Source organism: Micromonospora sp. U56 (assembly GCF_018070095.1).
GTDB classification, from domain to species: domain Bacteria; phylum Actinomycetota; class Actinomycetes; order Mycobacteriales; family Micromonosporaceae; genus Micromonospora; species Micromonospora purpureochromogenes.
Genome location: NZ_JAGPYL010000005.1, coordinates 1 through 21,898, shown reverse-complemented (window position 1 = coordinate 21,898; position 21,898 = coordinate 1). Strand labels below are relative to the sequence as shown.

Below are 21,898 nucleotides of genomic sequence, written 5' to 3'. Positions count from 1 at the left end.
TAGGACCCGACGACACCCCGCCGCTTCTCGATTCCTGATCAGATGGCCGGCCCGGACGAGGCGTTCGAGTCACGCGGCCTGCACTGAGGGCGTCCAGAGGTGCTGGCCAGCGCCGCCGGACGACGAGGCAGCCGCGGACGGGCCGAAGCCGGGTCAGGAGGGGTCATTCACCCGGCACCAGCCCTCGCAACGGGCACCTCCAGGACACGTCCTAGCGGGCCGCCCGCTTGTGGAACGAGCGCTTGGCCCACAGGTAGGACAACAGCGAGATCGCCGCGCACCAGCCCAGCGCGACTGGCGCGCTGTTCCCGATTCCCGAGCCGAGCAGCAGTCCGCGCAGTGTCTCGGTCACCGGCGTGAACGGCTGATGGTCGGCGAACCACCGCAGGCCGGCGGGCATGGTGTCGGTGGGCACGAAACCGCTGCCCAGGAACGGTAGGAGAATCAGGAACATCGGCAGGTTGCTGGCGGTCTCGACGCTGTCGCTGACGAGGCCGAGCGCGACCGACAGCCAGATCAGCGCGAACGCGATCGCGGCGAGCATGCCGGCGGCGGCGAGCCACTCGACCGGGGCGGCGGTGGGACGGAAGCCGATGGCCAGTGCGACGCCGAGCAGGACGGCGATGCAGAGCATGGTCTGTGCCAAGCTGCCGAGGACGTGTCCGGTCAGGACGGATGCCCGGGAGATGGCCATGGTGCGGAAGCGGTCGACGATGCCTTCGGTCATGTCCATCGCGATCGAGATGGCGGTTCCCTGGGCGGCACCCGACACGGCGAACAGCAGCATGCCGGGAACCAGGTAGTTGAGGTAGGCGCCGCGGTCGCCGCTCCCGCCGCCTGGAAGTCCGGCGCCGAGGGTCCCGCCGAACACGTAGACGAACAGCAACAGCATGACAACGGGGAGACCGATCAGCATCCCGGTCAACGAGGGGTAGCGCTGGATGTGGCGGATCTGTCGGCGGAGCATGGTCGCCGAGTCGGTCAGGGTGTAGACCAGGCTGGTCATCAGTGTCCCTCGGTGAGGTCGTGTCCTGCGGCGGCGGGCGTGGGCGTGCCGGTGAAGGCGAAGAAGACGTCGTCCAGGTCGGGGGTGTGGATCGAGAGTTGGTCGACCTCGACGTGTGCGTCGTCGAGCCGGTCGAGCACGGCCCGCAGTGAGCGGACGTCGCCATCGCTGGGGATCTGCAGGGTGAGGGCGACGTCGTCGCGCTGGGCGACGGTGAGTGTGCGGGCGGCGGTGTGCAGCGCGGTGGGGTCGGCGAAGCGCAGCAGGATGTGTCCGCCGGGGATGCGGCGCTTGAGTTCGTCGGGGGTGCCCTCGATGACGATGCGGCCGTGGTCGAGTAGGGCGATGCGGTCGGCGAGCTGGTCGGCTTCGTCGAGGTACTGGGTGGTCAGGAACACGGTGACGCCCTCGGCGACGAGTCCGCGGATGATCTGCCACATCGCGTGCCGGCTGCGGGGGTCGAGTCCGGTGGTGGGCTCGTCGAGGAAGATCAGCCGCGGGTCGCCGACCAGGGTCATCGCCAGGTCGAGACGGCGGCGCATGCCGCCTGAGTAGACGGAGGCGGGCTTGCTCGCCAGCTCGCCGAGATCGAAACGGTCTATCAGCTGAACGGTGCGGCGTCTGCCCTCGGTACGGCCCAGGTGGTGCAGGTCGGCCATCAGTTTGAGGTTCTCCTCGCCGGTGAGGAGGTTGTCGACGGCGGAGAACTGGCCGGTCACACCGATCGCCGCCCGTACCCCGTCGGGCTGCTTGGTGAGGTCGTGGCCGGCGACGCGGATCGAACCGGCGTCGGCGGGCACCAGGGTGGACAGGATCCGCACCATGGTGGTCTTGCCCGCGCCGTTGGGTCCGAGCAGCGAGAAGACCGTTCCCTCGGTGACCATGAGATCGATGCCGTCCAGGACGACCTTGTCCCCGAACGTCTTGCGCAGGCCGGACACCGAGATGGCCGGCCGCGTCGCGGTCGTTACCGCCATTGCTTCCTCCACTGATCGAGGGCTTTGCACGAATACGGAGGCGCGCGTCATCGCCGGTCAGGCCGCACAGGCGGACCGGGATAGGAAAGGGCGCATCATCCTCGGTCCGGGCGGGACGCCCGCGACCGGTCGAACAGTTGGTGGGATGCTTCAGGAGCGGTGGATCGCGATGTCGCCGAAGGCGGTGCGAGCCCGCACCTCGGCCTTCTCGTCGCTGTCCGCGGGACCGGCGGCGGCGTCCAGGTCGTTGCGAACCTTGCCGAACTGGGTGTGCAGGTCGAGCCGGGCTGCGGTACCACGCCGGATCCCGACCTGGATCCGCCCGGCCGCGGTGCGCAACGTGGCCGATCCGCGGACCACTTCACCGATGCGGATGTCACCGTTGGCGGTGTTCGCCGTGACCGAGGCGGCGGCGTACTCGGCGGCGACGTGGCCGTTCGCGGCATTGACCCGCAGCTCGCCACCCGCCTCGCCGATCCACGTGTCGCCGTTGCCGTTCTTCAGTACGGCGTGACCGCCGACGGCGCGCACGCTGAGCTTGCCGGAGCCGGTGGTGACCTCGGCGTCGCCTGCCACGTTCTCGGCGATGGCCGCGCCGAAGCCGGTGTGGAGGCTGAGCTTGCCGGTGTCCTCGACCTGCAGGTCGCCGGCGCCGGTCTTGAGGCGGCAGTCGGCCAGCGAGCCGGAGCAGCTGATGGCACCGACGCCCAGCTTCCCGTCCACGCCGGAATCAGCCGGTAGGCCGATGGTCACCTCGACCGAGCCAGTCCTGCCGAAGATGCCGAAGCCGGGTTGCCTGGGGCCGCGGACCACGAGGCGGCCGGCGGCGTACTCCACACGGGTTTGCGCGGCTGCGCGCACATCGCGGTCGTCGGTCTCGTCGGCCGGCCGCACCTGGACGACGGTGTCGGTTCGCGGACCGGCGGTGAGCCGTACCTCACCGGCGACGAGTTCGACCGATGCCGAAATCGGTCCGGGGGTGTCGAAGGATGGCATGGTGCTCCCCTCTCGGGTAGTCGATGGGGCCGGCGCTGCTAGCGCACCCAGCCGGTGAAGCGCTGACCGCCGGTGGCGACGCCGGATCGCCGGGGGGCGTCCGCCCGGTGCTGCTGGTTGTCGGTGTCGACGGCAGCGGCTGCAGCCCGGATCAGCCAGGTATTGATCGAGACGCCGGCGCGGCCGGCCGCGTGCTCGACGCGCGCCTTGAGGTGCTCCGGCAGGCGCAGGCTGATCCGCACGGTCGCCTCGTCCTCGCCGTCCGCGGCTGGCTGCGGCACCGGATTCGGCGGGGCCGCCGCTGCCGCCTCCGCCTCGTCGGCCCACTGCTCGGCGGGCGGCGGCGTCACGACGAAGCTGGGCTCCCGGTCACGCAGGCGCAGGTCAACCGAACCGGGCGCGAGATCGCGGGTGATCTCGGTGGCCGCTTCGGAAAGCGCGTCCAGCAGGGCGAGCCGGACCGCGGACTCCAGCGGTGCGGTGAGCCGTTCGGCCAGTTCCCGGGCATCGTCACCGCCCGCGGCGGCGGCTACCGCGAGCTGATGCCGGATCGCGTCGACGTAAGCGCGAAGTTCCATGGTGCCAGCATGGCATCACATTGATGCCATGCGCAAGCAGAGTGGTGCCATCCCGCGCAGTTTCCGCTCGAACCGTGCCGAGTGTGGGTCGCGGACGGGCAGCCGGCAGCCCAGCATCTGCGCCTGCGGCGACGAGCGAGGACCTCTCCCCCACGGCCTTACGGCGGTCGCCAAGCACCCCCTGTCAACAGGGACGACTGAGGCACCGGCATTTCGCCCGCCGAGTGATCGAACGCCTCGCCGCCCGTAACCCCGGGTGACGCCCGGAGACCTCAGTCTCCGGTGGAACCGGCAGCCTCGACGATCGAGACGGGAGTGCCAAGTTCGACGGTACGGGAGACGGTGCACAGTCGTTCGTGCGACTGCTGCAGCGACCGGGGCAGCGCCTCGCGCGCCCTGTCGCCGTCCGCGCCCACCGGGAACGTCACGGTGAACTCGACCCTGAGGTTCTGCATCCGGTTTCCTCCGGCCTCGTCCCGGATCTTGTCGCCAGTGACTTCGACGGAGAACTGGGTCGGCTCGGCGCGGCGGCTGGTGATGTGGTCCACGTCTATCGCGGTGCAGCCGGCGATGGCGGCCAGCAGCAGTTCCACCGGCGTGAAGCTGGCGTCCTCGCCCGTGCCCATCGACAGCGATCCACCGCGGACGTTTCGCGCGACGTACTTCCCCACGCTGGTGCGCTCGATCTCGACCGAGCGGAAGGTGTCATCACTCATGACAGGGAAACTACCGGGGCCCTCCGGTCCCGAGCCATCGGCCTGGCCGGCTGACGGCCCATCCACCGGCGGTCGCGGTAGGTTTCCCAGTCATGGCCACGACCGCCGATGTCCGTCACGACCTCGCCAGCCTCGCCGACCCCCGGCGGGCGGAGGCATCGAGCCGGTTTCTGCAGATGACTCCGGGCGGGTACGGCGAGGGCGACACGGCCATTGGTGTCTCCGTGCCGGAACAGCGCAGGGTGGCCGCCCGGTACTGGCGCGACCTCTCCCTCGCCGAAACGGCGAAGCTGCTGACCAGCGGCGTGCACGAGGAGAGGCTGACGGCGCTCTTCATCCTGGTGCGAAAGTTCACCAAGGGAGACGAGGAGGAACAGGGCCGGATCTTCAGCATCGTCCTGGCCAACACCGACCGCATCAACAACTGGGACCTGGTGGACTCATCCGCGCCGTACATCGTCGGCCCCTGGCTGATCGACAAGGATCGGAGCGTCCTGGATGGGTTGGCCGGGTCAAGCCTGGTGTGGGACCGGCGCGTCGCCATCATGGCAACTTTCGCCTTCATCAAAGCCGGCGATTTCCATTGGACCTTCCGCCTCGGTGAACGGCTCCTGCGCGACCCGCACGACCTCGTCCAGAAGGCGGTGGGCTGGATGCTGCGCGAGGTGGGCAACCGTGACAGAGCGGCGGAGGAGGAGTTTCTGGCCCGACGTTACCGGGTCATGCCGCGGGTCATGCTGCGGTACGCGATCGAAAAGTTTGAACCGCAGCGACGTCGGGAGTACCTGTCCGGCGTGGTCTAGATGATTGATGCCCGCCGGGCGCGGGCACCGTCGCGCGGACCGGCTACGCCCGGCCTTTCCGCTTTCGGTCCGACGAGGCCACTCTGTGCTGTTCGCCTGCGGACCCAGCGATCGCATATGTCCCAATATTCACAGAGAGCCCTGGTAAACGGAAAAGGTGATCGAAAGAGCGCAGTCCACCCAAAGACCGGAATTCGCGCCGCCTTTCTGCAACCGGCCTGTGCCTGCCTTGTCAGCAGTTACGGTGCTTTAACATGACGGTTGTTCGTATTACTGCCGTAGTGCTCAGCGCCGTACTGACCACGCCCGCCGTGGCAGTCGGGTCCTCGGCGGTGGCGGCGTCCGCGCCGTACGTGCCCTGCCCGGCCGTGAAGCCGCCAGTGCCCCCGCCCGCCGCACCGTCGCCGCCACCGGTCGGTCCCGCCGACCTGGCCGTCGGCGGAGAGACGCTGGCGACGGCGGGGCTGGCCATTCCCGCGGGTGCGTCGATGGCGCCGTCGGTGACCGCCACCTCGTGGGTCGTGGCCGACCTCGACAGTGGCGCGGTGCTGGGTGGATGCGGCCCGCACGAACACCGCACGCCAGCCAGCGTGCAGAAGATGCTGCTGGCCGCGGCCCTGATGCCTCACCTCGACCCTGCACAGGTGGTCCAGGTGACCCGGGCGGATCTGCGGGATCTCGATCCGGCCAGTTCACTGATGGGGGTGGTCGAGGGCGGCCGTTACTCGGTCGAGAGCCTGTGGCTGGGGCTCCTCCTCAAATCGGGAAACGACGCGGCGAACGTGCTGGCCCGCGCCGGCGGCGGCACCGCCGGGCGGCAGGGCGGCGTGCAGGCGATGAACGACGAGGCACGCCGGCTGGGCGCAAACCAGACCCACGCGGCGACACCGTCCGGCCTGGACGGTCCCGGTCAGTACACCAGCGCGTACGACCTGGCGCTGATCGCGCGCGCCACCTACGCTCGCGCAGACTTCCGGCGATACATCGCCACCCGGGTGGCGGAGATACCGGCAAAGCCGGGAACGCCAGGCTTCTCCATCACCCACGACAACACCCTGCTGGACCACTACCCGGGGACGCTCGGCGGCAAGACGGGCTTCACCGACCTGGCGCGGCAGACATACGTGGGGGTGGCGGAACGTAATGGCCGACGGCTCGCCGTGACCCTGCTCGGCGCGGAGACCGCGCCACTGGGGAGCCTGGGCGAGGCGGCGGCCCTGCTGGACTGGGGCTTCGCTCTCCCGCCCGACGCGTCGGTCGGCCGCCTGGTCACTCCCGATGAGAAGAAGCAGGACCGCCCCATTGCCGAGGTCAGAGGCGGGCTCGACGGTCATGCTGGGGCAGGACCATCGTTCTCGCTGGCGGCCATCCTGGGCCTCGCCGCAGCCGTCGTGCTGGCCGTCCTCCTCCTGGCGGCGTCCTGGCGACAAAGGGCCACGCGCCGGGCGGCCAACCCGTAGGAAGCCGGCGGTTCAGATCCGGAGACCGGGCGGGCGCGCCGAGGCGGCCCGCCCGGTGAGACGGAATTCAGATCGTCTGACCAACTCGGTCGACGATGGCGAGGCCAAGCACGGCCGACGATCCCGCCGATCCGCCCACCCCGAGAAAGTTGTAGGTCTCGGGGTGGAAGACGAGCACAATTTCGCCTGAACCGCGCGTCGATGGCCAGCTGATCCCGATGCCGGATCGGCCCGCGCCGTCCTTGACATGCTCAACGGCTTGCAGGTCCGGCGTCGTCGCCGCGGCCTCGTAGAGCGCAGCAAGGGTGCGAGGGCGTAGATAGCTGCCGGTGAGGTAGTAGAGCACGTCCTTGCCGGCGGCATTGGCGTCACCTGGTTCACCGCTGCCATGCTCGATCAGAAAGGTCCGCATGGCGGCGGCATCGGTGGGCAGGTCGGCACGGTAGGCCGGTGCTGGGGTGCACCGCTCGGTCACGCCCGGAACCACCTCGCCGCCCTTGAGCACCGCCGCCCGTCCGTTCCGGCAGCCGGGGACGATGCTTTCCGTGCGACCGGTGGCAGAGGTCTCGATGAGCAGTCCGTCTCGGGTTCCGTCCACCGACATCCAGCTCTCCCGCATCCCCCGACCCTCCTGGCTGCGGGAGTAGACGAACTGGTCGGGCCGGGGCTTGACGTCGGGCACTCGCAGCGCGGCGGTTGCCGCGTTCCGGAGAACCTGGGTGGCATCGGCCCGCGCGGGCGGCGTGCTGCCACCGAGCCGGTCCGGCGCAAGCACCAGCACCACGGCGAGCGACGCCGCGATGCCCGCCGATACCACCCCGCTGAGCACGAGCCGCCAGGCCGGTCGCCTCGAGCGAGGAAGCGCCGAGGGCACGGTCGACGTCATGGGTACGGACGACTGTGCCGTCATCGCGGCCATCGCGGTCGTCAGTCGGCTGCGGGCCGGGCTCAACCGCTCGACAGTCGGCAGCTCGGTCTCGTCGCCGAATTGCTGGAGCAGTCGCATCTCATCCATTGCTCAGTGCCTCCTCGATCGTGCTGGCCGGGTCGCCGCCCAACTGCTCGCGGAGCAGCCTGCGGGCTCGGTTGAGTCGTGATCGCACGGTGCCGACCGGGATCCCCAGTGCGGCGGCAACCTCCTCGTACGTCAGTTCCTCCCAGGCGATCAGCAGCAACACGTCGCGATCGCCGTCGGAGAGCGTGGCCAACGCGTCGAGGAGAAGTCGGCGTAGCGATTGCGCCGTCACCACGGTGGCGACCCGGTCGGCGTGTGATGCCTCGTTCGTCGCGGGGACGTACGCCTGCCGCAGTCGGTATTCGCGCTCCTCCGTCCGCCGGTGCTGGCCGGCGATGTTGGTGGCGATCCCGTACAGCCAGGGCCGGGCGTTCGGATAGGTGATGTCGAATCGATCCCGACGACGAAACGCCGCGAGGAAGGTCTCAGCGACCAGGTCGTCCGCGGCCGGCGCGCCGAGGCGCCGTGCCAGGTAGCGATGGATGTACGGCGCGTGCCGGTCGAAGATCGTGGAGAAGATCTCGGGTTCCTGCACAGACCGCGCGATGATCGCGGCGTCCGTCACCGCACCGACGTCGACATCCTTCACTCGTCGCAGGTGTTTCATGTAACGCCCTTCGCGGAGTGGGGAAGCATCACCTGTTATCCGCACCCCACGGCCGGACGGTTCACGGACGGGACGGTAGATGTCCGAACTGAGGTGCCGCCCCGACGTCCACCCGAGAGTCGCGATGCAGGTCCTCCGGCCCGCCCGCTTCTCCGTCACCATGCAGGTCTACACGCGGGTCTCGGCCAAGGCGACGCGGGAAGCCCTCAAGCGCCTCGGCGACTCGCTCGTCCGCTGACGCCGTTGCTGTTCGACAGCAGAAAGGCCACCCCCGAGACTGGGAAGTGGCCTTTGAAGATCATCACCGCCAGAGCTGCGATGATCCGTAACAGGTCGATGTCGTACAGCCGCTTCACGGCAGATCCACCGGCCCGTACCGGGTCCGGGCGGCCCCGGTGCTCAGCGCCCAGTAGCGGTCGCCGAACGACCAGTGCCACCATTCGGTCGGGTAGTTGACCATGCCGGCAGACGACAGCGCCTGGCCCAGGATGCCGCGATTGGTGCGGGCCCGCGGGGAGATGCGGGGTGATCCCGTGAAGCAGGCGTTGGCGCTGTCCACCGGGCTGGCGTTGACGATCGTGCCCAGGTCCAGTTCGATCCCATCGGCCGTACAGAGCGTGAGGTCGACCGTCCCGCCGGTACTGTGCGGAGCCACCTCGGGCGGCGAGATGTACTTGCTGGCCTCCACGTGCCGGCGCGCCGAGTCCCACTCCGGGTACCTGCGGCGCAGTTCGTCCTGGTAGCTCTCGAAGTAGGTCGTCTGCAGGCTGAGCGGCCGGTATCCCTCGATGACCAGCAGCCGCAGCCCTCCGGGCAGGGTCCGCTGGGCGGCGAGCAGACGCTGCACCGTCGCCTCGCGCAGGTGCGCGTACGCGCCGGCCTCGTCGGCCAGCCGGTCGTCCACCCGAAGGTCCGCGACCTGGCGTACGTCGACCAGGGCCTCCCCGTTGTCGCCGAGCGGGATGGCCGAGATTCGCCGATCAGACAGCAGGATCATGACCGGTACCGCCCAGCGGCGTCGATGATCGCGCTGGCCACGGCAGTGGCCGCATGGGGCCGGCCGTGTTGGCGGGCGGCGTTGGCCAACTCCCGGCGTCGTTCCGGGTGGTCGAGCAGCACCATGATCTCCTCGTAGAGGCGGTGGGCAGAGGCGTCGGGGCCGGCGAGCATGCGGGAGGCACCGGCGTCGGCGAGGTGCCGGGCGGTCCGCCGCTGTTCGTCGCCGCCGGTGGGGATGAGCGGGATGAAGACGCATGCCTTGCCCAGGGCGGTGAGTTCGGCGACGGTGCCGGCGCCACTGCGCGCGACGACGATGTCGGCGGCGCTCAGGACGTCGGGCAGCTCGCCGTGGACGAAGTCGACGACCCGGTACCTGCTGCGCAGGTGTTCCGGGAGGGCGGCCGCGACCTGCCGCATCCGGTCGAGGGAGTAGTCGCCGCACTGGTGCAGCACCTGACACTTCTGCAGGAGCCCGGGGAGGATGTCGGCGATCAGGTTGTTGACCTGGACGGCGCCCTGGGCGCCGCCGGTGACGTACACCAGCGGCAGGCGCGGATCCAGGTGGTACGCGGCGAGCGCCCGGTCGCGGTCGCCCGTGAGGATCTCGGGCCGGATCGGGTTGCCGGTGACCACCGCGCGGGTTCTCGCTCGGGCGGGCAGATGGTCGATGGAAGACTCGTGACTCAGCAGGACTCGATCGGCGAGGCGGGCGAGGATCCGGTTCGCCAGCCCGACGGTGAGGGTCTGCTCGTGCATGACCAGCGGGCGGCGGGTCATCCAGGCGGCGATCCCGATCGGGACGGAGACGTATCCGCCGGTGGAGAAGACCACCTCGGGCCGGGTGCGCACCACGATCATGATGGCCTGGAGGATGCCGAGCGGCACGCGGAAGGCGTCGGCGACGTTGCGGCCCCACTCGTGCAGGTTGGGCGAGCGGCGCAGTTTGCCGGTGGTGATCGCCGTAAAGGCAATGCCCTCCTGCCGGGCGATCCTGGCCTCCAGTCCGTGGGCGACGCCCACCCAGCGGACGTCCGGTGCGGTGCCGGCTGCCGCCAGCCGGTCGCGGAGCGTACGGATCGTGGTCAGTGCCGGGTAGGTGTGCCCGCCCGTTCCCCCGCCCGTGACGATCATGCGGAGGCCACGGAGATGTTCCGCGGTGTAGACGGCCATCAGCAGGGACTCGGGCAGGGGGAGGCGGTGTCGCTTCGCTGTAGTGCGCCCTGGATGAGGATGTCGAGCAGTGCCGAGTAGCCGACGCCGGCCCGCTGCCAGATCTGCGGGTACTGGGAGGCGGCGGTGAATCCGGGGAAGGTGTTGACCTCGTTGATCACCGGCTCCCGGTGGTCTCCGGTCCACCCTGTGCCGTGGTCGGCGTCCGGATCCGGGAGGAAGAAGTCGACGCGGAGCAGCCCACGGCAGCCGAGCGCGTGGAACGCCCGCACGGCCCGGTCCTGCAGTAGCCGGGTGGTGCCGGGGTCGAGGCGGGCCGGAATGTGGAAGACGGCGCCGCCGTCGTACTTGGCGTCGTAGTCGAAGAAGGCGGCGTTCGCCACCCGGATCTCCAGCGGCGGCCCGGCCTCGACGCGGCCGTCGGGGTGCTGAAGGACGCCGACGTCGATCTCGCGCCCGGGCACGGCGCGTTCGACGAGAACCTTCGCGTCGCTCTCGCGCGCGAGCCGCAGGGCGGCGGGCAGTTGCGCCCATTGTTCGACCTTGGAGACTCCCAGGCTGGAGCCGGCCCGGGCCGGTTTGACGAAGACGGGCAGCCCCAGCCGCTCCTGCTCCCGCGACGACAGATCCTCGTCGGGCCGCAGCGTCACCCCGTCGGCCACGCGCAGGCCGTCGGCGGCGAGGAGTTTCTTCGTGACCGGCTTGTCCATCCCGGCGGCGCTGGCGAAGACACCGTTTCCGACAAACGCGACGCCGAGCCACTCCAGCATCGACTGGACGGTGCCGTCCTCACCGTACGGGCCGTGCAGCGCCGGGAACACCACGTCCTGGTCGCCGAGGGTCCGCAGCGCCTGCGCGAACGTGGCCCGGTCGCCGTTGACCCGCCACCGGCCGTCCCGCTCGATCAGCACCTCGGTCACCTGGTAGGCGGCGGGGTCGAGGTGGGCCAGGATGCTCTCCGCCGAGCGCCGGGAGACGTCGTGCTCCCCGCTGCGCCCGCCGAACAGCACCGCCAGACGAACAGTCATGATGTTGCCGCTTCCCCGTGCAGGTGTACGCGCGCCACTCGCGCGCCGATTCCGGTCAGGACTTCGTGCGGGTTGGTGCCGGACCACCGTGCCCACTCGGCGGCCGTCGGCTCGGCCGGGTCGGGCGAGCCGGGCTGGGCGCGGGGACCGAGGACGACCACCGGATCGCCGAGCGCCACCGGCAGGTCGCCGACATCGACGACGCACTGATCCATGGCGATGCGGCCGACGATCGGGCAGCGCCGACCGGCGAGCCAGACCCACGCGCGGCCCTCGGCGGTGCGTGACAGGCCGTCGGCGTACCCGAGCGGCAGCAGGGCGAGCGTGGTCGGCCGATCGGTCACATGATCGGGGCCGTAGGACACGCCGGTACCGGCGGGCACGCGCTTCAGGTTGATCACCCTTGACCGCAGGGTCATGGCGGGTCGCAGGCCGAAACGGCGGGGACCGGTCGCGCCGAACGGGTCGACGCCGTACATGGCCAGGCCGATCCGGCAGAGATCGAACCGGGTCTGCGGGGCAGCCAGTGCCGCCGCCGAATTGGCCAGATGCACCACTTCGGGGTCGAGTCCGGCATCCCGGGCGATCCGCAGCGCCTCCTGGAACGTCGACAGCTGCCGGGCGATGCCCGGGCAGCCCGGCACGTCGGCGTTCGTCAGGTGGGACCACACCCCGCGTACCCGGACGCTGCCCTCCGCCTCGTGCTTGCGAGCCCAGGCGACCAGCTCGGGCCATTCGTCGACGTCGGCACCGTTGCGGGACAGACCGACGTCCGCCTTGAGTTGGACCGCGGCGGGCACCCCGAGTTCCCTGGCCGCGTCGGCGATCGCGCGCAGGTGGGTCACGGTCGACACCGCGATGTCGATGTCCGCGGCGATCAGGCGGGTGAAGTCCTCGTCCGGCCGGTGCAGCCAGCTCAGGACGGGGGCGTCGATGCCCGCCGATCGCAGCGCCACCGCCTCCGTCGCCGAGGTCACACCCAGCCATGCGGCGCCGGCGCCCACCGCAGCCCGCGCCACCGGCACCGCGCCGTGCCCGAACGCGTCGGCCTTCACCACGGCCATCAACCCGGTACGTGCGATCGCCGCGATCGTCCGGATGTTCTCCGCGATCGCCGCAAGATCGATCACGGCCTCGGCCAACGGGGCACTCTCGTTGATCACACCGGTCGGCGCGCGCCGGCCACGCGTACCCGGCGTCACCCGGCAGCCCCGGGCTCGACGGGTGGTTCATCCGGCGGTTCGGCGGCCCCGTGCCCGCCCACCGCGGCGGCCCGGCGCACCGCCAGCGTCTCCCGGATCCGCCGCCGGACCGCCCGCCGCAGTTGCTCGTCGCGGCGGCCTGGGTGTGCTGGTTCGAAGATCATGTCCGGCTCCTGACTGACACGACGGGAACGGTAGGCAGCCGGTTGTGAAGAACCCTTGAAGAAGGCGTGGGCCAGCTGTGCGATATTGCGCTCGCCGCTCTCCGGAGCCCGCCCACATCAGTTCTTCACGGGTTTCGGGTTTACTTGACCCCGCAACCACCAGGCAGGACGGGGGAAACATGAGCGCGCGGATCCTGGTCGCCGAGGACGACCCCAAGCAGGCCAACCTCGTTCGGATCTATCTCGAACGCGAGGGGCACAGCGTGCTGCTGGTCGGCGACGGGCGGGCCGCGCTGGACCAGTGCCGGTCCCGCCGGCCGGACCTGGTGGTCCTCGACGTGATGATGCCGGTCGTCGACGGCCTCGACGTGTGCCGGATCCTGCGCGCCGAATCGGACATTCCGATCCTGCTGCTGACCGCCCGGACGACCGAGGACGACGTCCTGCTGGGCCTCGATCTCGGTGCCGACGACTACCTCACCAAGCCGTACAGCCCGCGCGAGCTGGCCGCTCGGGTGCGGGCGCTGCTGCGCCGGGCCCGGGTGGTGAGCGCCGACAACCGGGCGGTGCTGCGCGTCGGCGAGCTCGAGGTGGACGCCGGCCGGTTCGAGGTACGCGTCGGTGGCCGGCCGGTCGCCCTGACGGCCAAGGAGTTCGGCATCCTCGAGGTGCTCGCCGGCGAGCCCGGGCGGGCGTTCACCCGGGCGCAGATAATCGACCGTGCCTTCGGATTCGATCGTTTCGTGCTCGAACGTACCGTTGACGCGCACGTGATGAACCTCCGCCGCAAGATCGAGGACGACGTTGCCGAGCCGCGGTACGTGCAGACCGTCTACGGCCGCGGCTACCGGCTCGCCGAACCGGAGCCACTGGCGGCGGCGCCGACGCCCGAGGGCACGCCCGGAGCCGGCCGGTGAGTTTTCGGCTCCGGGTGCTCTGGCTGGTCGTCCTCGTCGCGGTGAGCGCGACCGCGGCGACCGCGTGGCTGACCCTGCGGCAGGCCTCGCAACAGATCAACGACTCGGCCACCACCGACCGGGCGCAACTCGATGAGGTCGTCGGCCGACTCACGACGTACGGCAGCCGGCACGGCACCTGGGAGGGTGTGCCCGACCTGGTGCGGGACCTGCGCGCCCAGACCGGTCAGCGGATCCACCTGGTCGCCGACACGGGCCAGGTGATCGTGGATACGGACACCCAGGAGGACCGCACCGCCCGGCCGCTCGGCACGATGGTCGGGGTCGTCGACCCGCGGCCGGTTCTGAATCTGGCCGCACTGCCGGCGGAGCCGGCGAGCCGGCAGAAAGGTGTGGCCGCTGCGATCGCCGGCTACCGCACCGGCGTGCTGTTCGCGGCCTGCCTGACCCGGGAATCCGTCCCTGTTGTCGCTTCACCCACCAGCACGGGAGTTCCGCAGTTCGACGCCGGCCTGAGCGCGGCCGACGTGCGTGATCGCCCTGGTGTCGCTGAGATCGTCGACGGCTGCGCCGACGTCGCGGCAGAGCCGGGCCGGAACCTGGCAGACGCTGCCTCGGTGCAGGTGTGCGGCACCTCGAGGGTGGAAGCACTGGATTCCTGCCTGGCCCAGGCCTTCACCAACGACATCAGTGACGTCGCGCCGGTACCCGCCCGGGTCTACCTCGGTGCTCGCGGCGATCCGGCGTCCGTGTTGACCGCCGGTCCACTGCTCGCCGCGGCAGCGGGCGTTGCGGCGGTCGCGGTCATCGGCACCCTGCTGCTGAGCCGGCGGGTGCTGCGCCCCATCGACACGCTCACCGCGGCCGCTCAACGGCTCGGCCGGGGCGACCTCACCGGACGGGTTCCGGTGCGGGGCAACGACGAGTTGGCGGAGTTGGCCCGGTCGTTCAACCGGATGGCCGACTCCCTGCAGCGCGGGGAGGAGCGGCAACGCCGGATGGTCGCCGATGTCGCCCATGAACTGCGCACCCCGCTGGCCAACCTGCGCGGCTATCTCGAGGCGCTCTCCGACGGCGTGATCACGCCGGACCAGGATCTCTTCGCATCACTCCACGAAGAGGCGGTGCTGCAACAGCGCATCGTCGACGACCTGCAGGACCTGGCCCTGGCCGAGGCCGGCAACCTGGCGTACCACCGGGTCACGGTGGATCTGGCCGAACTCCTGGAGACCTGCCGCACCGCCCACCACGCAAGGGCGGAGTCGGCCGGGGTGTCGTTGCGCGTGGCGGCCGAGCCGGTCGCGGTACACGCCGACCCCGACCGGCTCCGCCAGGTGATGGGCAATCTCGTCACCAACGCCCTACAGGCGACCGCTGCCGACGGCAGCGTCCGGCTGGTCGCGAGCCGGACCGACACCCAGGCGACCGTCCGGGTCGTCGACACCGGCTCGGGAATCGCAGCGGACGCGCTGCCGCACGTGTTCGACCGGTTCTGGCGGGCCGACTCCGCACGGGGCCGCCGTACCGGGGGCAGTGGCCTCGGCCTCGCCATCGCCCGGCAGATCGTCACGGACCACCAGGGCACCATCACGGTCGCGAGTGAGGTCGGCGTCGGGACGACGTTCACCATCACGCTTCCCCGCGTCGACTAGCTTGATCTTCACAGCGGAAAGGCCACCTCCCGTTTCCAGGAGGTGGCCTTTCCGCTGTGCGGACCGTCGGCGAAGGCCGCATGCGGGTGGAGGAGCTGGCTCTCGCGTAGTCCTTGCCGCGAAGGGCTGCTGCTCAGGCGGTCTGCGTACGCACCCAGTCGAGAACGGGCTGGGCGACCTCGCGCCAACCGCTGTCGAAGACGAGGGAGTGGCCGCGATCGTCGAACTTCCGGTACTCGGTGTTGCCGCCCGGGCGGTAGAGCTCTGCCGCTTGCCGCGCCACCACCTCGGGGATGTGTGATCCCGTTACGCCGGCGGCGTCGCCGGCTTCGGGGCAGACAGCGCCGAGCGGAGGTGGCGGCGAGAGCTGACCCCGAGCTTGGTGAATATCTTGCCGAGGTGCCACTCCACCGTGCGTGGACTGATGAACAGCTGGGCGGCGATCTCAGAGTTGGTGTGCCCGTCTCTGGCCAGCCTGGCGATCTGGGCCTCCTGGCTGGTGAGTTCAGCGACGGCGCCGATCGTCCGCTTGCGTACCGTTTCCCCGGTTGCCAGAAGTTCCCGGCGGGCCCGCTCGGCGAAGCCGTCGGCGCCGATCCGGCTGAAGACCTCGTAGGCGGAGCGTAGCTGCGTACGGCTTTCCTGGCGTCCTCGACAACATCACCCACTTCTGGCTGACGAACTCGGGGGTCTCCGCGGCGCGACTCTACGCGGAGAACAAGTTCTCGTTCTTCGGTGTCAAGGGCACCAAGATCCCGGTCGCCGTGAGCGTCTTCCCCGACGAGCTCTACCAGGCTCCGAGGAGCTGGGCGGAGAAGGCGTACCCCAAGCTCGTCCACTACAACCGGCTCGACAAGGGCGGGCACTTCGCGGCCTGGGAGCAGCCGACGGCCTTCGTTCAGGAGGTGCGGGCGGGCTTCCGGTCGATGCGCTGAATCACCATGTGCGAGCGGGTGCAGATGCCCGCGCTCGCCGGGGCGACCGAGTGGCTCAACTCCGAGCCCCTCGGTCGCCCCGAGCAGGACAAAGACCAGCTCAAACAGCCGGGCCTTCCAGCGATAGGAATGTCCAAAGTGACGTCCTCTCGCCATCGGATGCTCGCGGCCCTGGCATTGCTGGCGATCGGGCCAGGTCTCGGCGGGTGCCAGCAGGCCATCACTGTGCTGGCAGGCGATCGCTGTCCATGACGCTTCGGCCTGGGGTGCCCCGGCACGAGACATGCCGCGGGACGTGCAGACCCGGCTTCGGGCAGCGAAGTCGTACCCGGATATGGCGGGTTCAGGCGATGAGCAGGCGAAGGCCGAGCTCTGCCGCATCGAGATCGACGAGGTCCCTGTTGCGTTCTGCCCACCGACCTGAGGCGAGGTCATCACGGAGGCTGTGCACCGCCCTCTGCTCGGCGTCCGGCCCGACTCTGGCCCAGACCGATACCCCGCGACGGACATTCTCGTCCAGGTATGCCTCCGGCCGGCGCCAGTAGGCCTCGAAGAAGCCGTCAACGCAGTCCCACGGGATGAGCACCGGCTCCACGCGGGCTCCGATCGCGCCGGCCAGCTCGGTCAGTGAAGGCCGGCCGACAAGGATGTCCGCGACTTCGGGAAGGTAGTCGCGAGTAAGCCAGAACCGACGAAGCCATCCGGTGTCACTGGTGTCGTGCGTGAACACCACCACGCGGCGAGCAACGCGCCGCATCTCGCGCAGGCCCGCGATCGGGTCCTGCCAGTGATGGATGGTGGCAAAAGCCATCGCCGCGTCGAAGGACTGGTCCTCGAACGGAAGGCTCTCCGCGGCGGCAGCCACGCACGGCGCTGCGCCTGTGGAGCGCTGCGCACGCATGAGCGCCGACGGTTCCACCGCGGTGACGTCACGGTCGACGGGCTCGTAGGAGCCGGTACCGGCCCCGACGTTCAATACCGTCCGCGCATCGCCGAGCGCGGTCCAGACCCTTGCGGCGATCCGCGGCTCGGTGCGCCGCGTCACGGTGTAAGTGGCTCCGATGGTGTCGTACAACTGCGTGCTGGACATGTCGCCGCCTCCCTGGCTGTCACCAGCCCACGCCGCGCACGGGGCCTGGCGTCGCTGCCCTGGAGAGTAGGTCACGTACGCGCTTGGGTCGGACAACAGTGCAGGCGGCGATCCGGGCAGCACCTAGGCTGATCCATCGATCCTGAGTCACGCCTCAAGGCGGGAGAGGGTCAGGAGGCTGTGGCGGGCTCTTTGGTGGGGTCGGCCGAGGTGGCGCCGTGAGTGGGGCGGCGGGTCAGGACCTGGGGGCCGGAAGCCGTGATGGCGACTGTGTGTTCGGAGTGGGCGGCGCGGGAGCCGTCGGCGGAGCGGATCGTCCAGCCGTCGTTGTCGAACTTGATTTTGTCAGTGGAGCGGCAGAACCAGGGCTCGATGGCGATGGTGAGGCCGGGGTCGAGTTTCATGCCGCGGCGGGCGCGGCCGTTGTTGGAGACGTGCGGGGCCTCGTGCATGGTGCGGCCGATGCCGTGGCCGCCGAACTCGGCGTTGACGCCGTAGCCGTAGGAGTGGGCGACCTCGCCGATCGCGGCGGAGATGTCGCCGAGGCGGCCGCCGGGCTGGGCGGCGGTGATGCCGGCCTCCAGTGCGACCTCGGTGGCCTCGATCAGCTTCAGGTCGGCCGGGTCGGGGGTGCCGACGATGACGGAGAGCGCGGAGTCGGCGACCCAGCCGTCGATACCGGCCGCCATGTCGATGCTGAGCAGGTCACCGTCCCGCAAGACATAGTCGTGCGGCAGGCCGTGCAGCACCGCGTCGTTGACCGACAGGCACAGCACGTTGCGGAACGGGCCGCGACCGAACGACGGGGCGTAGTCCCAGTAGCAGGATTCGGCGCCGCGTTCCGTGATCCGGCGGCGGGCGTGGTGTTCGAGGTCCATCAGGTTGACGCCGACTGCGGCGACACCGCTCAGCTCGGCGAGCAGCTCGCCGACGAACTGGCCGGTCACCGCCATCCGGCCGATCTCCTCGGCGGACTTGAGCTCGATCACGACAGCCTCCCCCTCCGGATACGGTATTTTTATACCACGCCAGGTCAGGGATGCTCCGGAGGGATATCCTGCTGGCATGGTTCGCCAACCACTCACCGCCGAACAGATCGCAGCGGGCCAGCGCCTCGGAGCCGCCCTCCGGGCCGCGCGGGCCGACCGCAGCCTCGTTGAGGTGGCCCTGGCAGCCGGCATCTCCCCCGAGACGCTGCGCAAGATCGAAGCCGGCCGCCTTCCCGCACCGGCGTTCGGCAATGTGGTCTGCCTCAGCCAGGCCCTCGACGTCCCCCTCAGCGACCTGGCCGACGTCTGGCTGGCCGGCATGCCCGTCCGCCAGGCGTCCTAGAGACCAGCCGCCCAGGTACCTGAGTAGGAGATCCGGTTCAGGGTTCCGTGCGGGCTTGCCGGGTGTAACGGCTGGTCCTGGCGGCGGCTTGATGCCCGCGCTTCCCGCTCTCCGCGCCAGCCGCCGGGCATCAGGCGTGACGGCCGCAGAGCGACAGCGGCGCTGCCGGCACGCCCAGGCGGCGGCGCGTGTGGCCCGCCAAGAGCCGTCTGTCCTGCGCCGGTTGATGCTCTACACGGCGGGTTCAGAGCTTGACGACGCCGATCACGTTTTTCACCGGCACCGTTCCGTTCTGCGATGAGTCGTTGGCCGCGCCTCGGTAGTCGCCGAGGAGGTAGAGCTCACCCGCCGGCACTGTGATGGGCTCGAACGCCCCCAAGGGTTCGAATTTCGATGCCTCGTTGACGTAGGGCTCGTCCTGCGCGGTGCCGTTACGGATGATCCGGCCCTGAGCGTCGCAGCAGGCGATGGTGTCGCCGGATACCGCCACCACTCGTAAAACCCGTGGCCGTCCATCGGGATTCCAGCCGTAGCTGTCCGGTGGATCGAACACGACGACGTCGCCCGTGCCCGGCTGGTATTCGCCCGGCTTCACTACCTTGGCGGTGACTGTCGAGCCTTCCGTGATCGTTGGCTCCATCGTGGGAGAGTTGACCTGGTAGCGCTTGTCCCGGGGGGCATCGCCGGGCGACGCGCAGGCGGCCAGGGAAACAACGAGTCCGATCAGGACGACAGCCATCCGCACGTCCGGATCATGCCAGCTGCTTCGCGAATCCGCCTCCCTCATCGAACCCGCGGACCGTGACAGCCCGGCGCGAGGCCCCCGGATTCGGTCTCCCTCTCCCCGATGCCGGCACCCGTCGACTGAACCGGCCCGGCACGACGCCCGCACCCCATGACCGGTCCGGCGGCCAGAGCCAGGTGGGCTGTCAGGCTTTGGACGGTGGTTCAAGGCGGGACGTGGCGTGTCACTCCGTTCCGCTCGGGTAGTCCGTTCCATGGGGTGCGGACGGATCGCGGATCACGGTTTCCTGGCCGATGGTCGCAGCGCGGTGCTGGTGGACCGCGCCGGCTCGGTGAACTGGTGGTGCCCGGCACGCTTCGACGCTCCGTCAGTGTTCGCCCGCCTGCTTGATGATGACGCCGGGCACTGGGTGATCCGTCCCGAGGGCAGGTTCAGCACGGAACGTGCCTACCTGACCGATACGCTCGTGCTCCGTACCGTCTTCACCACCGCGAACGGCAGCGTGGCGGTGATCGACGCGCTGGCTCTGGAACCGGGTGCGCGGGGCCATGAGGTTGGTCTGCGCTCGCCGAGGGTGCTGGCCCGGGTGGTGCGGGGGCTCTCCGGCGAGGTCCGACTACGGTTGCACTACCGACCACGGTTCGAGTACGGCCGGATGGCCGCCCAACTGGTGCGGCAGGACGACGCGCTGGTCGCCGTAGCCGCGTCGGCCCGGCTGGATCTGCGCGCCACCATCCCGCTGGTCTGCGAGGCCGGGGAGGCGTCCGGGTCGTTCACGGTACGGGCCGGCGAGACGCGTGGCTTCACCGTGGGGTACGCACCGGCTTACGGTGCCGGCCCGCCGGCGATGCTCGACGCCGAGCAGGTGATCGACAATGCCGTTGCGGGCTGGCGTTCCTTCATGGGTCTGCACGACTACCGTGGCCTCTACCGGGACCAGGTACTGCGCAGCGCGCTGGTGGTGCAGGGCATGACCTACCGGCCCAGTGGCGCGATGGTGGCCGCCCCGACGATGTCCCTGCCCGAGGAGTTGGGCGGCGAGCGCAACTACGACTACCGCTACGGCTGGGTACGCGACTTCAGCTTCACGCTGGAGGCGCTGTGGCGCGTGGCCTGCACGGATGAGGTCAACCTGCAGATCGGGTGGTTGGCGCGGTCGATGGGCGTGAACGAGGGCATCGTGCCGATCATGTACGGCGTGGAGGGGGAACGGGACCTCACCGAACACCACCTCGACCACCTCGCCGGCTACGCCGGCAGCCGCCCGGTACTGGTCGGCAACGACGCCTGGCAGCAGCGTCAGAGCGACGTGCCCGGTGAGGCGCTCGCCGCTGCCTGGCTGATGCGCGAGCACCTGGACCCGATGCCGCCGCCCGTCCGCCAACTGCTGCGCGCGATGATCGAGCGGGCCGAGCAGGACTGGCACCTGCCGGACGCCGGGATGTGGGAGGCACGCGGCGCCGCACGCCACTACGTGTCCTCGAAGGTGCAGTGCTGGACGGCGTTGGACCGAGCCGTACGCTTCGGGTCCCGCCTCGGCTCCGAGGCGGACGTCGCCAGGTGGGCAGCGGCACGGGACGAGGTACGCCGAGCCGTTCTGACCCGGGGCTGGAGCGACCGGCTTGCCGCCTTCACCGCGGCGTTCGACACCGACGAGCTGGATGCGTCGGTGCTCCTGATGCCGTTGGTCGGCTTCCTTCCCGCCGATGAGCCGAGAATGCGTTCCACCATCCGGCTAATCGAGGATCGGTTGTCCCACAACGGGCTGCTACGCCGCTGGGAGGGCGACCCCGCCGGCTTCGTGATCTGCTCGTTCTGGCTGGTCAGCTGCCTGGCGCTGACCGGCGAGCGCGACCGGGCGGGGCAGCTTTTCGAGCGGCTCGCCGACCGGGCCAATGACCTGGGCCTGTTCGCCGAGCAGATCGACCCGTACAGCGGGGAAGCCCTGGGCAACTTCCCTCAGGCGTTCTCACACATCGGCCTCATCAACGCCGCCGGAGACCTCACCGACCTGGACGCCGGGCGCCACGACCTTCCGCCGGCACCAGGCCGGCTCATCCCGTCCTTCCAGGAGAGCGGTCGGCCGGAGAACGACCAGCGACGGTGAACGGACGGCGGGGCGGTCAGCCCAAAGGGTGTCCTTGGGCTGACCGCCGGCACCTGTCGCAGCGCCGGAACTGCATCAGGCGTAGCCGGGCTGGCTGGCCATGACGCTGTACGATGCGCCGCTCACCTCGACCACCTTGCGAGCACCGGCCCGCTCGTACTCGAATCGCTCAAGCTTCGCCGGAATTGCCTTGTCGGCGGTGGCGACCAGACCCCAGGACGGGATGGTGTGCCACGCCGGCGCCTGCGTCGGATCGGCAAAAACGACGGGTCTGTCATTCCTGAAGGAGTGGGGCCGTGTCAACCCTTCTTGGTCGGACTGCTTGCGACCGGTTTGTGCTGATTCCCGGCTCGGTGCAGGCAAACGCCGGTAAGGGGTCGGGGTCAAGACTCGACCGGA

The 21,898-nt window shown here is 70.0% G+C and carries 23 protein-coding genes and 3 pseudogenes; 8 read left to right on the top strand and 18 right to left on the bottom strand.

What is annotated here, in order from left to right; all coding sequences use genetic code 11:
• Window positions 1–211: 211 nt before the first annotated feature.
• The 5 genes from KBX37_RS03940 to KBX37_RS03920 form a co-directional block, all read right to left on the bottom strand.
• The gene (locus KBX37_RS03940) at window positions 212–1,006 is read right to left on the bottom strand and encodes an ABC transporter permease (protein WP_210774546.1); all 795 of its coding nucleotides are present in this window, start codon (window positions 1,004–1,006) and stop codon (window positions 212–214) included.
• Window positions 1,006–1,983 (bottom strand): ATP-binding cassette domain-containing protein, encoded by a 978-nt coding sequence (locus tag KBX37_RS03935; RefSeq protein ID WP_247656994.1) that lies wholly within the window; start codon window positions 1,981–1,983, stop codon window positions 1,006–1,008. Before KBX37_RS03935 ends, KBX37_RS03940 begins: the two co-directional genes overlap by 1 nt.
• A gap of 150 nt (window positions 1,984–2,133) precedes the next feature.
• Window positions 2,134–2,979 (bottom strand): DUF4097 family beta strand repeat-containing protein, encoded by an 846-nt coding sequence (locus KBX37_RS03930; protein WP_210774544.1) that lies wholly within the window; start codon window positions 2,977–2,979, stop codon window positions 2,134–2,136.
• Window positions 2,980–3,017: 38 nt separating this feature from the next.
• Complete coding sequence (locus tag KBX37_RS03925; protein WP_210774543.1) at window positions 3,018–3,557, bottom strand: hypothetical protein; 540 nt, start codon at window positions 3,555–3,557, stop codon at window positions 3,018–3,020.
• 272 nt (window positions 3,558–3,829) lie between these two features.
• Window positions 3,830–4,273, bottom strand: coding sequence for an OsmC family protein (locus tag KBX37_RS03920; protein ID WP_210774542.1), 444 nt, complete (start codon window positions 4,271–4,273; stop codon window positions 3,830–3,832).
• Window positions 4,274–4,365: 92 nt separating this feature from the next.
• On the opposite strand from KBX37_RS03920, the gene KBX37_RS03915 reads away from it, so the two are divergent.
• A complete protein-coding gene (locus tag KBX37_RS03915) occupies window positions 4,366–5,076 on the top strand; it encodes a DNA alkylation repair protein (RefSeq protein ID WP_210774541.1) in 711 nt (236 codons plus the stop codon).
• A gap of 254 nt (window positions 5,077–5,330) precedes the next feature.
• Complete coding sequence (locus tag KBX37_RS03910; protein ID WP_210774540.1) at window positions 5,331–6,536, top strand: D-alanyl-D-alanine carboxypeptidase family protein; 1,206 nt, start codon at window positions 5,331–5,333, stop codon at window positions 6,534–6,536.
• A gap of 67 nt (window positions 6,537–6,603) precedes the next feature.
• On the opposite strand, the gene KBX37_RS03905 is transcribed toward KBX37_RS03910, so the two are convergent.
• On the bottom strand, window positions 6,604–7,551 hold the full coding sequence (locus KBX37_RS03905) for a CU044_5270 family protein (protein WP_210774539.1): 948 nt from the start codon (window positions 7,549–7,551) through the stop codon (window positions 6,604–6,606).
• Entirely contained in the window at window positions 7,544–8,158 is a 615-nt protein-coding gene (locus KBX37_RS03900) for an RNA polymerase sigma factor (protein ID WP_210774620.1), read from the bottom strand. The genes KBX37_RS03905 and KBX37_RS03900 overlap by 8 nt, the downstream gene beginning before the upstream one ends.
• Before the next feature lie 103 nt (window positions 8,159–8,261).
• Between KBX37_RS03900 and KBX37_RS03895 the strand changes: the two are divergent.
• Window positions 8,262–8,396 (top strand): annotated as a pseudogene (locus KBX37_RS03895) (site-specific integrase); the annotation flags it as partial.
• Between the two features lie 114 nt (window positions 8,397–8,510).
• Here KBX37_RS03895 and KBX37_RS03890 read toward each other — a convergent pair.
• From KBX37_RS03890 to KBX37_RS03870, 5 genes are read right to left on the bottom strand one after another with little or no spacing between them, the layout of a single operon-like run.
• Window positions 8,511–9,155: a M15 family metallopeptidase gene (locus tag KBX37_RS03890; RefSeq protein ID WP_210774538.1), complete on the bottom strand. Its 645-nt coding sequence runs from the start codon at window positions 9,153–9,155 to the stop codon at window positions 8,511–8,513.
• The gene (locus KBX37_RS03885) at window positions 9,152–10,327 is read right to left on the bottom strand and encodes a glycosyltransferase (RefSeq protein ID WP_210774537.1); all 1,176 of its coding nucleotides are present in this window, start codon (window positions 10,325–10,327) and stop codon (window positions 9,152–9,154) included. Before KBX37_RS03885 ends, KBX37_RS03890 begins: the two co-directional genes overlap by 4 nt.
• On the bottom strand, window positions 10,327–11,355 hold the full coding sequence (locus KBX37_RS03880) for a D-alanine--D-alanine ligase family protein (protein ID WP_210774536.1): 1,029 nt from the start codon (window positions 11,353–11,355) through the stop codon (window positions 10,327–10,329). The genes KBX37_RS03885 and KBX37_RS03880 overlap by 1 nt, the downstream gene beginning before the upstream one ends.
• Window positions 11,352–12,497, bottom strand: coding sequence for an alanine racemase (gene alr, locus KBX37_RS03875; RefSeq protein WP_247656993.1), 1,146 nt, complete (start codon window positions 12,495–12,497; stop codon window positions 11,352–11,354). The genes KBX37_RS03880 and alr overlap by 4 nt, the downstream gene beginning before the upstream one ends.
• A 56-nt stretch (window positions 12,498–12,553) precedes the next feature.
• Entirely contained in the window at window positions 12,554–12,721 is a 168-nt protein-coding gene (locus tag KBX37_RS03870; protein WP_210774535.1) for a hypothetical protein, read from the bottom strand.
• 179 nt (window positions 12,722–12,900) lie between these two features.
• Between KBX37_RS03870 and KBX37_RS03865 the strand changes: the two genes are divergently transcribed.
• Both KBX37_RS03865 and KBX37_RS03860 read left to right on the top strand, forming a co-directional pair.
• Window positions 12,901–13,638: a response regulator transcription factor gene (locus KBX37_RS03865; RefSeq protein ID WP_210774534.1), complete on the top strand. Its 738-nt coding sequence runs from the start codon at window positions 12,901–12,903 to the stop codon at window positions 13,636–13,638.
• Complete coding sequence (locus KBX37_RS03860; RefSeq protein ID WP_307848929.1) at window positions 13,635–15,290, top strand: ATP-binding protein; 1,656 nt, start codon at window positions 13,635–13,637, stop codon at window positions 15,288–15,290. Before KBX37_RS03865 ends, KBX37_RS03860 begins: the two co-directional genes overlap by 4 nt.
• Before the next feature lie 133 nt (window positions 15,291–15,423).
• On the opposite strand, the gene KBX37_RS03855 is transcribed toward KBX37_RS03860, so the two are convergent.
• Complete coding sequence (locus tag KBX37_RS03855) at window positions 15,424–15,573, bottom strand: hypothetical protein (RefSeq protein ID WP_210774533.1); 150 nt, start codon at window positions 15,571–15,573, stop codon at window positions 15,424–15,426.
• A 23-nt stretch (window positions 15,574–15,596) separates the two neighbouring features.
• Complete coding sequence (locus tag KBX37_RS34130) at window positions 15,597–15,812, bottom strand: helix-turn-helix transcriptional regulator (protein WP_307848940.1); 216 nt, start codon at window positions 15,810–15,812, stop codon at window positions 15,597–15,599.
• 242 nt (window positions 15,813–16,054) lie between these two features.
• Here KBX37_RS34130 and KBX37_RS03845 point away from each other — a divergent pair, with 242 nt between their 5' ends.
• The gene (locus KBX37_RS03845) at window positions 16,055–16,225 is read left to right on the top strand and encodes a hypothetical protein (RefSeq protein WP_210774532.1); all 171 of its coding nucleotides are present in this window, start codon (window positions 16,055–16,057) and stop codon (window positions 16,223–16,225) included.
• 343 nt (window positions 16,226–16,568) lie between these two features.
• Here the strand turns inward: KBX37_RS03845 and KBX37_RS03840 are convergent.
• Window positions 16,569–17,303, bottom strand: a pseudogene (locus KBX37_RS03840) (class I SAM-dependent methyltransferase); the annotation flags it as partial.
• Between the two features lie 182 nt (window positions 17,304–17,485).
• On the bottom strand, window positions 17,486–18,304 hold the full coding sequence (gene map / locus KBX37_RS03835) for a type I methionyl aminopeptidase (protein ID WP_210774531.1): 819 nt from the start codon (window positions 18,302–18,304) through the stop codon (window positions 17,486–17,488).
• A gap of 76 nt (window positions 18,305–18,380) precedes the next feature.
• On the opposite strand from map, the gene KBX37_RS03830 reads away from it, so the two are divergent.
• The gene (locus tag KBX37_RS03830) at window positions 18,381–18,647 is read left to right on the top strand and encodes a helix-turn-helix domain-containing protein (protein ID WP_210774530.1); all 267 of its coding nucleotides are present in this window, start codon (window positions 18,381–18,383) and stop codon (window positions 18,645–18,647) included.
• A 244-nt stretch (window positions 18,648–18,891) separates the two neighbouring features.
• Here the strand turns inward: KBX37_RS03830 and lepB are convergent, their stop codons facing one another.
• Window positions 18,892–19,386 (bottom strand): signal peptidase I, encoded by a 495-nt coding sequence (gene lepB / locus KBX37_RS03825; protein WP_247657003.1) that lies wholly within the window; start codon window positions 19,384–19,386, stop codon window positions 18,892–18,894.
• A gap of 259 nt (window positions 19,387–19,645) precedes the next feature.
• Here lepB and KBX37_RS03820 point away from each other — a divergent pair, with 259 nt between their 5' ends.
• Window positions 19,646–21,499 (top strand): glycoside hydrolase family 15 protein, encoded by a 1,854-nt coding sequence (locus tag KBX37_RS03820; RefSeq protein ID WP_210774528.1) that lies wholly within the window; start codon window positions 19,646–19,648, stop codon window positions 21,497–21,499.
• A 75-nt stretch (window positions 21,500–21,574) separates the two neighbouring features.
• Here KBX37_RS03820 and KBX37_RS03815 read toward each other — a convergent pair.
• Window positions 21,575–21,898 (bottom strand): annotated as a pseudogene (locus tag KBX37_RS03815) (hypothetical protein); the annotation flags it as partial.